Source organism: Micromonospora sp. NPDC092111 (genome assembly GCF_044755745.1).
In the GTDB taxonomy this organism is placed as follows: Bacteria; Actinomycetota; Actinomycetes; order Mycobacteriales; family Micromonosporaceae; genus Micromonospora.
This window is the reverse complement of sequence record NZ_JBIVRQ010000001.1, coordinates 43413-55555: the sequence shown is the minus strand read 5'-3', so window position 1 is coordinate 55555 and position 12143 is coordinate 43413. Positions and strand designations below refer to the sequence as shown.

Below are 12143 nucleotides of genomic sequence, written 5' to 3'. Positions count from 1 at the left end.
CGGCGGCGCCGTCTGATGTGCCGGCACCTGGCGTACCTCGGCCCCCCGGTGACCCTGCGGGCGCTGCTGTACGACCCGCCGTACTCGCTGGTCCGGCAGTCCTGGGCGCCGCGCGACATGCGCGGCGGCGGGACCATCAACGCGGACGGCTTCGGCGTCGGCTGGTACACCGGCGGGGCGACCTCGGTGCGGTACCGGCGGGCCCAGCCGATCTGGACCGACCCGACCCTGGCCGAGTTGGCCGCGGTGACCACCGCCGGCGCGGTGCTGGCGGCGGTCCGCTCCGGCACGGTCGGCATGCCGGTGCAGGAGAGCGCCAACGCGCCCTTCGCCGAGGGGCCGTGGCTGTTCAGCCACAACGGCGTGCTGCGCGGCTGGCCGGACTCGGTGCTCGACCTCGCCGGCGGGCTGCCGGTACGGGACCTGGTGACCCTGGACGCGCCGACCGACTCGGCGTTGCTCTGGGCGCTGGTGCGGCACCGGCTGCGGGGCGGCGCGTCGCTGGCGGAGGCGGTCGCCGCGACGGTGCGCGCGGTCGCCGCCGCGGCCCCGGGCTCCCGGCTGAACCTGCTGCTCACCGACGGCGTGACGGCGGTGGCCAGCGTGTGGGACCACGCGCTGTCGGTGCGGGCGGCCGGCGACGCGGTGCTGCTGGCCTCCGAGCCGGTGGACGACGGGCCGGGCTGGCGGGAGGTGCCGGACCGGCGGCTGGTGGCGGTGGGACCGGCCGGGGTGCGCGTCAGCGAGCTGGCGTGACCCGGTCGTGCGGGTGGGACGGGACGTTCGGCCGACGGAAGGGGACATCTGATGAGCGCCGAACCACTGGAGATCTACCTGGAGGAGCAGGACCTCGCCGAGGGGCTGCGGTCCGATGTCCGGGTCGGGCTGACCGCCGATCCGAAGTGGTTGCCACCGAAGTGGTTCTACGACGCCCGGGGCAGCGAGCTGTTCGAGGAGATCACCCGGCTACCGGAGTACTACCCGACCCGGGCCGAGCGGGCGGTACTGGTCGAGCGGGCGGGCGACATCGCCGCGTCGACCGGTGCGAAGACCCTGATCGAGCTGGGCTCCGGCTCGTCGGAGAAGACCCGGCTGCTGCTGGACGCGTTCACCCGGCGCGGCGGCCTGGGCACCTTCGTACCGCTGGACGTGTCGGTCAGCGCGTTGCTGCGGTCCACCGAGCAGATCGCCGCCGACTACCCGGGGCTGCGGGTGCGGGGCATCGTCGGTGACTTCACCCGTCAGCTCGACCGGCTGCCGACCGGTGGCCGGCGGCTGGTGGCCTTCCTCGGTGGCACCATCGGCAACCTGCTGCCCGCCGAGCGGGCCGGTTTCCTGGCCGCCATGCGGGCGGCCCTGGAGCCGGGAGACCACCTGCTGATCGGCACCGACCTGGTCAAGGACCCGGCGGTGATCGTGCCCGCGTACGACGACGCGGCCGGGGTCACCGCCGAGTTCAACCGCAACGTGCTGCGGGTGATCAACCGGGAGTTGGGCGCCGACTTCGATCCGGCGGCGTTCAGCCACGTGGCGTACTGGGACCCGGAGCGGGAGTGGATCGAGATGCGGCTGCGGGCCCAGCGGCCGATGCGGGTCCGGGTGCTCGGGTGGGAGGTCGACTTCGCGGCCGGTGAGGAACTACGTACCGAGGTGTCGGCGAAGTTCCATCCGGCGGGGATCGCGGCAGAGCTGGCGGCGGCCGGTTTCCGCCGGGAGGAGTTCTGGACCGACCCGGACGGGCTGTTCGGGGTGACGCTGGCCCGCGCCGACTGACGCCGTTCGCCGCCGCCGGCCGGCCCGTGGCCGGTGCGCCCCGGTGCCGCTGCGCACCCCGGTGCGCTGGTCGCCGGCCGGTCGGCTAGGCTGTCCGACGCGAAGGGGAGTAGCCCCCAATGTCGTGGTCGACACACTGGTGCGTTCCGCATCCGGCCACGCGGCCTCACCACGGTGAGGCGGGCGAGACCTTCGACTCAGGCTGTCACAGCCGGGTCGAGGGCGCCCCACACCTCCTCCCGGCCTGATCGGGAAGGTACTCATGGACGGTTTCCTCGTCGCGCTGGTCGTCAGCTTCGGCGTCATCTTCGTCGCCGAGCTGGGGGACAAGTCCCAGCTCATGGCGCTCACGTTCGCCACCCGGTTCAAGCCGGTCCCGGTGCTGATCGGCATCACCGTCGCCACCGCGATCGTGCACCTGGCCTCGGTGGCCGTCGGGGTCGCGCTGCACGCCGCGCTGCCCACCGGCTGGATCTCCCTCGTCGCCGGCCTGGCGTTCCTCGGCTTCGGCGCGTGGACCCTGCGCGGGGACAAGCTCACCGAGGAGGAGAAGCGCAAGGCGGAGAAGACCGGCAAGTCGGCCATCTTCGCCGTCGGTGTCGCCTTCTTCCTGGCCGAGCTGGGCGACAAGACGATGCTCGCCACCATCACCCTGGCCACCAAGTACGGCTGGTTCGGCACCTGGCTCGGCTCGACGTTGGGCATGGTGGCGGCGGACGCCCTCGCCATCCTGGTCGGCCGGCTGCTCGGCCGGCACCTGCCGGAGCGGGCCATCCGGTACGGCGCCGCGGTGCTCTTCGCCATCTGCGGCCTCTGGCTGATCTTCGAGGCGGTCGCCGAGCTCTCCTGACCCACCGACTAGCCCCGCCCGGGGCGGGTAACGTCCCCGGGTGAGGCTGGACGAGCTGCTGCGCCACGGCGACGCGGTCGTGGTGGGGGTCGTGGAGATTGCCGGCGCGGCGGTGATCTTCGTGGGTGCGCTCTGGGCGGCGGTGCGGTTCGTGGTCGAGGGACTTCGACACCGCAGCGCCGCCGTCTTCACCCCGATCCGGCTCTCCCTGGGCCGGTTCCTCACCCTCGGCCTGGAGTTCCAGCTCGCGGCGGACATCCTGCGTACCGCGGTGTCGCCGACGTTCGCCCAGATCGGGCAGCTCGCCGCGATCGCCACCATCCGGACCGCGCTGAACTTCTTCCTCCGCCGGGAGATCGGCCAGGAGCAGCAGCAGGTGAAGGACGGCCCGTCGGCCCCGGTCGGGTCCGCCCCGGCCGGCGGCGACCGGGGCGGCGGGCCGTCCGGGTGAGCGGCACCGCGGCCACCCTCGCCGCCCTCGTCGCCGCGCTCGCGCTCGCCGCCGGGGCGGCCGTGCTGCTCACCGCCCGTTCCTGGCGGACCGCCCTGCGGGTGCTGCTCGACCTGCTGGTCGCCGCCGGCCTGCTCCGGCTGGTCGCCGGGCCGGGCTGGACCGCCCTGGCCACCGAGGCGGCGATCATCGCGCTGCGCCAGCTCCTCTGGCTCGGCCTGGGCCCCGCCGGGTCCACCCCGCCGACTACCGGCCCCCCACCGTGGGTAAGCCGATCACGCCCCCACCTGGGCGAGAACGCTGCGAACCGGATGTAACGGGAGGATCCAGGATGAGCCGGCATGACGAGCCGAACGAGTACGGCTTCGTGGGCGAGGCGACCGCCCCCGAACCCCCGGCGGGCGGTCGCCAGGACGAGCAGGACCGGGCCGAGGCGGTGGCGGTGCCGGGCGACGACCTGACCGAGCCGGTCAGCGAGGCGCTGGAGGAGACCGAGCCGTCGGAGCAGGAGCAGGCCGCCGAGCGGCGACGCTGACCCGGCCCCGGGGTTCCGGGCCCCGGGGTCCCGGCTTCCGGGGTCCCGGCTTCCGGGGTCCCGGCTTCCGGGGTCCGGCGTCCCGGTCTGGCCGTCCCGGCCGGGCGGTCGGTTCGCCCGGCCCGGCTGTCGAGGCCCGCAGGTCCCGCCGGGGCGAGCGGCTCGCCCGGCGGGGTCCTCAAGCTGGCCTGTCGGGTGGCCCGCACGAGTGGCCGCGGCCACTCGTGCGGGCCACCCCGGCGCGTCGGACGGGCGGCTCGTCAGCGGGGGGACGGCAGCGCGGTGAACCGGGCGGCGTTGTCGTCGCAGCATGCCGCCAGCCGCTTGACCAGCTCGCCCGGATCGCCGTACGGGTCGAGCCGGGCCAACTCGTCCGGGGCCAGCGCGGGTACCCGGACGTGCGAGATGAGCGGGTGCAACGGTCGGTTGTCGACCTCGTCGACGCCGAAGAGGTCCTCGTGCAGCTTTTCCCCGGGGCGCAGGCCGGTGAAGACGATCTCGGTCGGCCGGGACGCCTCGGCGGCGAGCCGGCGGGCCACCTCGGCGATCCGCACCGGCTCGCCCATGTCCAGCACCAACGCCTCCCCGCCCCGGCCGATCACGGCCGCCTGCAGGACCAGGTGGACGGCCTCCTGCACGGTCATGAAGTACCGGGTCACGTCCGGGTGGGTCACGGTGATCGGGAGTCCGGCGCCGACCTGGGCCTGGAAGGCGGTGAGCACCGAGCCGCGGCTGCTGAGCACGTTGCCGAACCGGACGCTGAGGAACGCCCCGGCGAACCGGTCGGCGTAGTGGGCGGTGAGCCGTTCGGTGATCCGCTTGGAGTAGCCGAGCACGCTGACCGGGTTGGCCGCCTTGTCGGTGGAGATGTTGACGAACTCCGCCACGTCCCGGCACGCCTCCAGCACGTTCAGCGTGCCCTGGACGTTCGTCTTGACCGCCTCGCCGGGGTGCCGCTGGAGCAGGGTGAGGTGTTTGAGGGCGGCGGCGTGGAAGACGATGTCGGGCTTCCGCTCGGCGATGATCCGGGCGATCCCGTCGGCGTCGCGGATGTCGGCCAGGATCAGCTCCGGGCCGTCCAGCAGGGCCCGCCCGTGCAGGGACATCTGGAGGGCGTGCAGCGCCGACTCGTCCCGGTCCAGCATCATCAGCTCACCGGGGTCGCAGCGGGCGATCTGCCGGCACAGCTCCGAGCCGATCGAGCCGCCGGCTCCGGTGACCAGGACGCGACGTCCGGCCAGTCCGCCGCGTTCCACGGTCAGCTCGGCCACCCGCTGGGACCGTCCGAGCAGGTCGGTGATGTGCAGGTCGCGGACGGTCGTGGCGGTCACCGGACGGTCCAGCAGTTCCCGCACCGGGGGCAGCACCTTGAACGCGGCGCCGGCCTGCAACGTGCGGCTGCGGACGTCGCGCATCAGTTCGGCGTCCGACCCGTCGATCGAGAAGATCACCGTGCTGGCCCGGGTGCGGTGGACCGCCTGCTCCAGTTGTCGCCGGCCGCCGAGCACCCGCAGCCCCTCCAGCCGCAGCCCCTGCTTGTCGGGGTCGTCGTCGAGCAGACCCACCGGCAGGTAACCGCCGCTCGGGTCCCCGAGCAACACCCGGACCAGGCGTTCGCTGGCCGCGTCCACGCCGTAGACGAGGGCCCGGTCGGCCGAGCGGGCCGGGCGGACGTCCCGGTCGCGGCGCCACCGGTAGGTCACCCGGCCGCCCCCCATCAGCAGCAGGGCGACGGCGCCGCCCATCACCGGCACGCTCGCCGGGATCGGTCGGGCGGCCATCGGCAGCAGCGCGGCCAGCGCCACGGCGGCGGCCAGCACGGCGGTGCCGGCCAGGTCGCGTGCCTCGCCGACGCTGCCGACCGGGTGTCGGCCCCGGGCGGTGAAACGCACCTGCTCGATCGCCGTGTGCACGACCGCGCAGACCAGCGCCGCGCCCAGGGCGGACGCGCACTGCCGCGGGGTGATGCCGAATTCGTACCGGGCCCAGGTGGCGACCAGGAAGCCGGCGCACCAGGAAGCGGTGTCGAGCGTTAGCAAGGACAGGGTCTTCGCACGTCGCGTGACCCAGTCGCGTCGCGGGTTGGTGGTGGTGGCGGGTGTGTCGGCCAGGGGGTCTGCGTGGTCCATTCGCGTCCTCTGAGTTTTGTTCCGTGATTGCGAGGATTCAGCTTTGTGGGAAGTTTCGATCGTCTACATTCGTTTAGTCGCATCACGACCTGCTTGGACGGTTTAGATACTGTCATGCCCATCGTGGATACTAGGGGGATTTCGTGCAGTTTCACCGGCTAGTCGTTCCGCCGGAACGGAGGGCGTGATGGACGTTCGCACCTGCCTGCGCCTGGTCCGCCGACACTGGTGGATCGTCCTGGTCACGCTGATGGTCGCGGTCGGCTCGGCTGCCCTGGTCACGGTCCGCACGGCCCCCCGCTACGTGGCGTCCGTGACCTTCTTCGTCACCACCCCGAGTCAGGGTGTCACCGACGCCTACCAGGGCGGGCTCTTCCTTCAGCAGCGTGTGAAGTCCTACGCCGACCTGCTGCGCAGCGACCGCCTGGCGCAGGCCGTGGTCGCCGACGCCTCGCTCGGCCTCACCGCCGACGACGTCCAGCGCCGGGTCAGCACCTCGACCGAGACGGGCACCGTGCTGCTGCGCGCCACGGTCACCGACACCGACCAGACCCGGGCGCTGAAGGTGACCGAGGCGCTGTCGGCGAGGTTCGTCGAGCTGGTGCAGAAGATTGAGATGGCGGCGGACGGCAGGGCCGGACCGATCAAGATCGAGGTGGTCGGCGGTCCCCGGGTCACCTCCAGCCCGGTCTCCCCGCAGCCCAACCGCAACCTGGCCGTCGGCGCGCTGATCGGACTCCTGCTCGGTGCGGCGTTCGCGGTGCTGCGCGGCGTGGTGGACGTCCGGATGCGCGACGCCGCCGGCCTGCAACGGGCCACCGGCAGCCCGCTGCTGGGCGAGGTCCCGTTCGAGGCGCAGGCGAAGACGGCGCCGTTGATCGTCGGGGAGGCGGCGAACTCCGCCCGGGCCGAGGCGGTCCGCAAGCTGCGGACCAACCTGCGCTTCGTCGACGTGCACGAGCCGGCCCGGGTGATCGCGGTGACCAGCGCGTTGCAGGGGGAGGGGAAGACGACCCTCTCCTGCAACCTGGCCATCGCGCTGGCCGAGGCGGGCTGGCGGGTGCTGCTGGTCGACGCCGACCTGCGCCGGCCGAAGATCGCCGACTACCTGGGGCTCAGCGGTGGGATCGGCCTCACCGACGTGCTCGTCGGCGACGTCCAGGTCGGTGACGTGGTCCAGCGCTGGGGCGACAAGTCGCTGCTGGTGCTGCCCAGCGGGTCGGCCCCGCCGAACCCCAGCGAACTGCTCGGCTCGAAGGCGATGGCGGACCTGCTGCTCGCGCTCCGCGAGTCCGCCGACATCGTCGTGATCGACACCGCGCCGCTGCTGGCCGTCACCGACGGGGTGGTGGTGGCCGTGCAGGCCGACGGCGCGCTCCTGGTCACCCAGCAGGGCCGGACCTCGCGGGCCCAGGTCGCCGCGGCGGCCCGTTCGCTGCACTCCGTGTCGGTGCGGCTGCTCGGCTGCGTGCTCAACATGGCCAAGGTGGCCAAGGCGGACGCCTACCAGTACGAGGCGTACCGGATCGCCAGCACCGGCACCCCGTCGGTGCCGGCCGACCGGGCCACCGCCGCGCACCGTGGCGACCAGGGCCCGCACACCGTCGGGGACCGGACGCAGGAACTCACCCGGCTGCCGCGATGAGGGCCACCACCGATCCCGCCGACCGCGCGCCCGCCCCGGGGCGGCGCGGGTGGTCGGCGGGGGTGCCGACCGGACCGGGTCGGTCGGCCGCGTCGGGGGTGGCGGTCCGCCGCCCCCGCCCGGCGCCGGCTCCCGGCCGGCCACCGCGCGGCGCCGCGACCGGACGCCCCGGTCGATCCACCGGACCCGAGAACGGGGGAGGACGGGGATGAGGATCGGGATCCTGTCGTACCACTTCCCGCCGGAGCCGGCCTTCATCCCCGGCAGCCTCGCCGAGGAGTTGGCCCGGCGCGGACACGAGGTCCGGGTGTTGACCGGCTTCCCGGACTACCCCGGCGGGCACGTCTATCCGGGCTGGCGGCAACGCTGGCGGCACCAGACCCACAGTGAACGGCTGACCGTGCGCCGGGTGCCGCGCTACCCCGGCGGGGACGGCTCGGCCGGCGGCCGGATGGCCAGCTACCTCTCCTTCGCCGGTAGCGCCGCGCTGGTCGGGCGGCGCTACCTGGCCGACGTCGACGTGCTGTACGTCGTCCAACTCCCCGCCACCACCTTCGCCACCGCCGGGCTGCTGCGGCTGCTCGGTCGGGTCCCCACCGTCCTGCACGTGCAGGACCTCTGGACCGAGGCGGACGCCAACGAGCGGCGGGGCTGGTCCGGCCGGGTCGCCACCACCATGCGGCGGGTGCTGGGCGAGGCCGGGGTGGTGGCGGTCACCGCACCGTCGATGCGGGACCTGGTGCTCGCCGACGGGGTCGCCGAGGACCGGGTGCGCACGGTGCTCAACTGGACCGACGAGCGGATCTTCCAGCCGGTCCGCCCCGGCCGGGCCGCCCAGGCGCTGGTGCGTCGGGACGCCCGGTGCGTGGTCATGCACGCCGGCACGATCGGGGCGCGCCAGGGTCTGGAGACGGCGGTACGGGCGGCGGCGGCGCTCGGCGACCGGATGGACCTGGTGCTGGTCGGTTCCGGTGCCGAGGAGCGGCGGGTGCGGGGGCTCGCCGCCGAACTGGGCGCCGACAACGTCCGCTTCGTCGAGCGGCGCTCACCGGTGGACATGCCCGAGCTGTACGCCGCCGCCGACTACCAGTTGGTGATGCTGCGCGACCTTCCGGAGCTGCGTGGGACGGTCCCGGGCAAGGTGCAGTCGGCGCTGGCCTGCGCCGCCCCGGTGGTGGCCTCCGCCGGTGGTGACACCGCGGCGCTGGTGGAGCGGGCCCGGGCCGGACTCTCCTGCCCACCCGAGGACTGGGCCGCCCTGGCCGACCGGTTCTGGCTGGCCTCCACCATCCCGTTGCCGGCGCGGGCCGAGATGGGGCGGCGGGGACGCGAGACGTACCTGCGGGAGATGTCGCTGCGGGCCGGGGTGGACCGGATCGAGGCGCTGCTGGGTGAGGTGGCGGGGGCCGCCGGCCCGGCCCGCTGATCACCCGAACGATTTTCGCGAAGCGGAACTTCCTCATCAAAGCAGTGGATAACTGGATGAGGCTCGTTGTTCATGCTAGAAAACCGATGAATGGTCATTTCTGTCCGTTTCAGAGTGGAGCGTGGTGTGGCGGAGAGCGGCGGGCGGCGGCGCGGCCGGCGGAGACTGCGGCGGCGGGCCCGGCAGCGGGTCCGTCGCGTCCTGCTGATCGGGCTGGTCGTCGGGTCGCTGCTGCTCGGTGGCGTCGGCTGGGTGGGGTTCCGTGGCTGGCAGGCGCGGGCCCACCTGGTCAACGCCGCCGGTCTCGCCCGGGAGTTGAGCGCCCAGGTGATCGGTGGCGACCTCGACCGCGCCCAGCGCACGCTGGCGGCGTTGCAGGAGCAGGCCGGCGCGGCCCGGGCCGCCACCGGGGACCCCGGCTGGTGGCTCGGCCAGCAGGCGCCGTACGCCGGGGACGACCTGGCGGCGGTGCGGCGGATCGCGGTGGCGATCGACGACCTCGCCCGGCGGGCCTTCCCGGCGCTGCTCCAGACGGACCTGGCCACCCTGGTCCCGCACCAGGGGCGGCTGGACCTGGCCCGGCTGCGGGCCGCGTCGGCGGCCCTGACGGCGGCGGACGCGGCCGTCCGGGAGTCGCGCGCCAACCTCGACGCGGTGCCCACCGAGGACCTGGTCAGCCAGATCCGGACCGCGCTGGCCGGGCTGCGCGCGGAGATCGACCGGCTGGCCAGCCTGACCGGGGCGGCGGACCGGGGTGCCCGGGTGCTGCCCACCCTGCTCGGCGCGGACGGTCCCCGCAGCTACCTGCTGGTCTCGCAGAACCTCGCCGAACTCCGGGCCACCGGCGGGATGTTCGGCGCGTACGCGGTGATCCGGGCCGACGGCGGGCGGATCCGGATGCAGAAGCAGGGCACCAGCGCCGAGTTCGGCCGCTTCACTCCCGCCCTGCGGCTGGACGACGAGGTGCGCCGGATCTACACCGACCTGCCCGGCACCTATCCCGCCGACGTCAACCTGACGCCGAACTTCCCGACCGCGGCCGGGCTCTACCGGGAGATGTACCGACGGCACAGCGGCAGCACCGTGGACGGTGTGCTGGCGGTCGATCCCGTGGTGCTGTCCTACCTGCTCCGGGCGACCGGGCCGGTGTCGGTGCCGGGCGACACCACGCTGGTCAGCGACCAGGTGGTGCGCGCCCTGCTCAGCGACGCGTACCAGCAGCGGGACGGCACCGGGCAGGACGCCTTCTTCGCCGCGTCCGCCGCCGCGGTCTTCGACGCCTTCCTCACCAAGAAGGTCGACCCCAGAGCGCTTTTGTCGGCTTTCGACCGCTCTATCACAGAACGCCGGATACTGTTCTGGAGTGCCCGGCCCGAGGAACAGCGGACGTTCGGCGACAGCCGGCTTGCCGGCGCGCTCCCCGAGCAGGAGACCGCGCCGACCGTCGGGGTGTTCCTCAACGACGGCAGCGGCGCCAAGCTCGGCTACTACCTGCGGCCGACGGCCACGGTCACCGTCGGCGACTGCGCCGACGACGGGCGGCGGCAGCTCCGGCTGCGCTTCACCCTCCACTCGACCGCCCCCGCCTCGGGGCTCACCGACTCGGTGCTCGGCCTCGCCAAGGCCGGCGACCCCTACACCGCCCGCACCCTGGTCGCCCTCTACAGCCCGGCCGGTGGCGCGGTGCTCGGCGCCCGGCTGGACGGCCGGGCCACCGCGCTGGGCAGCGGGATGGAACGCCGCCGGCAGGTCGCCGTGGCCACCGTCGAGGTCGCCCCCGGCGCCACCCGGACCCTCGACGTCGACCTGCTGACCGGCAGGAACACCGCCGGCGCCCCCGAGCTCTGGCACACACCGACCGCCACCCCGTGGACCACCCAAGTAGTTCCCGCACCTAGCTGCAACCAGTAGGAGGAGACCATCATGCGGCTATCCCGCATCATCATGGCGCTGACGGTCGGCCTGGCCATCGTGGCCGTGCCGACCGCGGCGGGGGCGGCGCAGCCGCAGCCGCCCGCCGACAGCACGCCACAGCCGCCACCGGACTACACGCCGACCCCGCCGGCGCTGACGATCGACCTGCCCACCATCACCATCGGTGAGACGGTGGTCCTCACCGGCACCGGCTTCGGGCTGAACGAGACCGTCGACATCGACGTCACCGTGGCGCCGCTCGCCGCAGCCGTCCCGGGGCAGGCGCCGGCCCGACGCAGCGACGGCACCACCGTCGCGATGACCGCGGTCGCGTTCCCGCAGTCGCAGCCCGCGCCCCGGCACTTCACGGCACCGACCGACGGCAACGGCCGGTTCAGCAAGAGCTACCGGCCCAGCGACATCGGGCGGCTGACCTTCACCGCGACCGGGCGTACCTCGGGCCGCACGGCCAGCACGAACCTCACCGTGCTGCCGAAGAAGAAGCCGCACCACGGTGGCCTGCCGGTCACCGGCGACAGCCTCGGCACGCCGCTGAAGGTCGGTGGCGGGCTCGTCGGCGCCGGTGTGGTGCTGATGCTCACCGCCTTCGGGTGGCGGCGTCGCAACCGCCTCGGCACGACCCGCTGACCCGGGTCGCCGGAACGTACCGCAGGCGCCCGCCGGACCCACGGTCCGGCGGGCGCCTCCCCGCGCGTTCCGAGCGGTGGCGGCCGGCGGTCACGCCGGGCCGGCGGGAGCGGGTCAGGTGGACGCGGCCGGCAACGACACCGACAGCACCCGGGTACGGACCCGGAAGCCGGCGGCGTCGTACAGCCGGCGGGCCGGGTTGCCGTCGGTGACCTCCAGCCCCAGCCCGGGCAGCCCCGCCTCCCGGGCGCCACGCAGGGCGTGCACCAGCAACGCCCGGCCCAGGCCACGCCGCTGCGCCGTCGGCGCCACCCCCAGGTTAAGAATCCAGGCGGCACCGTCCTCGGTCCACGGCACCGGCCCGGCGCACAGCACGTGACCCGCGCTGCGCCCGTCCGGCCCGACCACCCGGGCCGAGGCGCCCGGTAACGGCGGCACCGGGTCGGACCGCTCGACCATCGCCCGGACCTGCGCCGTGGCGCCGGGCTGCCACGACCCGTCCGGGTGCCCCGGCCCGTACGCCGCCGCGAGGCCGTCCGCCAGGTCGTCGTCCCAGCCGGCCGGCCGGAGCGACCAGCCCGCCGGCAGGGACACCGGCGCGGGAAGCCCGGTCAGGTCGTGCCGCAGGTCCGTCGCCGCGCGGCGCAGGCGGAGCCCGCCGGCGACCAGCGCGTCCGCCAGGCCGTCGGCGGCCGTCTCCAGGCGGTGCCCGGCCAGGTCCCGGCGGGCCTGGACGGCAACCCGGGCCAGGTCCTCCGTCAGCGGGGCCACC

12 protein-coding genes are annotated in these 12143 nt (G+C 74.3%); 10 read left to right on the top strand and 2 right to left on the bottom strand.

Annotated elements, in window-relative coordinates; all coding sequences use genetic code 11:
- Nucleotides 1-15 precede the first annotated feature (15 nt).
- The 6 genes from egtC (at nucleotide 16) to ACIQG9_RS00220 (ending at nucleotide 3609) form a co-directional block, all read left to right on the top strand.
- Nucleotides 16-756 (top strand): ergothioneine biosynthesis protein EgtC, encoded by a 741-nt coding sequence (gene egtC / locus ACIQG9_RS00245; protein WP_400396508.1) that lies wholly within the window; start codon nucleotides 16-18, stop codon nucleotides 754-756.
- A gap of 51 nt (nucleotides 757-807) precedes the next feature.
- The gene (gene egtD, locus ACIQG9_RS00240) at nucleotides 808-1773 is read left to right on the top strand and encodes an L-histidine N(alpha)-methyltransferase (protein ID WP_400396505.1); all 966 of its coding nucleotides are present in this window, start codon (nucleotides 808-810) and stop codon (nucleotides 1771-1773) included.
- Nucleotides 1774-2035: 262 nt separating this feature from the next.
- Nucleotides 2036-2623, top strand: coding sequence for a TMEM165/GDT1 family protein (locus tag ACIQG9_RS00235; protein ID WP_400396502.1), 588 nt, complete (start codon nucleotides 2036-2038; stop codon nucleotides 2621-2623).
- A 40-nt stretch (nucleotides 2624-2663) separates the two neighbouring features.
- A complete protein-coding gene (locus ACIQG9_RS00230; protein ID WP_400396500.1) occupies nucleotides 2664-3074 on the top strand; it encodes a DUF1622 domain-containing protein in 411 nt (136 codons plus the stop codon).
- A complete protein-coding gene (locus tag ACIQG9_RS00225) occupies nucleotides 3071-3391 on the top strand; it encodes a hypothetical protein (protein WP_400396498.1) in 321 nt (106 codons plus the stop codon). The genes ACIQG9_RS00230 and ACIQG9_RS00225 overlap by 4 nt, the downstream gene beginning before the upstream one ends.
- 14 nt (nucleotides 3392-3405) lie before the next feature.
- The gene (locus ACIQG9_RS00220; RefSeq protein WP_400396495.1) at nucleotides 3406-3609 is read left to right on the top strand and encodes a hypothetical protein; all 204 of its coding nucleotides are present in this window, start codon (nucleotides 3406-3408) and stop codon (nucleotides 3607-3609) included.
- Between the two features lie 260 nt (nucleotides 3610-3869).
- Here ACIQG9_RS00220 and ACIQG9_RS00215 read toward each other — a convergent pair whose 3' ends face one another.
- Nucleotides 3870-5738 (bottom strand): polysaccharide biosynthesis protein, encoded by a 1869-nt coding sequence (locus tag ACIQG9_RS00215; RefSeq protein WP_400396492.1) that lies wholly within the window; start codon nucleotides 5736-5738, stop codon nucleotides 3870-3872.
- Between the two features lie 187 nt (nucleotides 5739-5925).
- Between ACIQG9_RS00215 and ACIQG9_RS00210 the strand changes: the two genes are divergently transcribed.
- From ACIQG9_RS00210 to ACIQG9_RS00195, 4 genes are all read left to right on the top strand, one after another.
- Complete coding sequence (locus ACIQG9_RS00210; protein ID WP_400396490.1) at nucleotides 5926-7383, top strand: polysaccharide biosynthesis tyrosine autokinase; 1458 nt, start codon at nucleotides 5926-5928, stop codon at nucleotides 7381-7383.
- Nucleotides 7384-7591: 208 nt separating this feature from the next.
- On the top strand, nucleotides 7592-8809 hold the full coding sequence (locus ACIQG9_RS00205; protein WP_400396487.1) for a glycosyltransferase family 4 protein: 1218 nt from the start codon (nucleotides 7592-7594) through the stop codon (nucleotides 8807-8809).
- A gap of 126 nt (nucleotides 8810-8935) precedes the next feature.
- On the top strand, nucleotides 8936-10720 hold the full coding sequence (locus ACIQG9_RS00200) for a DUF4012 domain-containing protein (RefSeq protein WP_400396484.1): 1785 nt from the start codon (nucleotides 8936-8938) through the stop codon (nucleotides 10718-10720).
- A 12-nt stretch (nucleotides 10721-10732) separates the two neighbouring features.
- Nucleotides 10733-11371 carry a hypothetical protein gene (locus ACIQG9_RS00195; RefSeq protein ID WP_400396481.1) on the top strand — a complete coding sequence of 213 codons (639 nt, stop codon included), beginning with the start codon at nucleotides 10733-10735 and terminating at the stop codon, nucleotides 11369-11371.
- A 114-nt stretch (nucleotides 11372-11485) separates the two neighbouring features.
- On the opposite strand, the gene ACIQG9_RS00190 is transcribed toward ACIQG9_RS00195, so the two are convergent.
- Complete coding sequence (locus ACIQG9_RS00190; protein WP_400398740.1) at nucleotides 11486-11830, bottom strand: GNAT family N-acetyltransferase; 345 nt, start codon at nucleotides 11828-11830, stop codon at nucleotides 11486-11488.
- Between the last annotated feature and the right edge of the window lie 313 nt (nucleotides 11831-12143).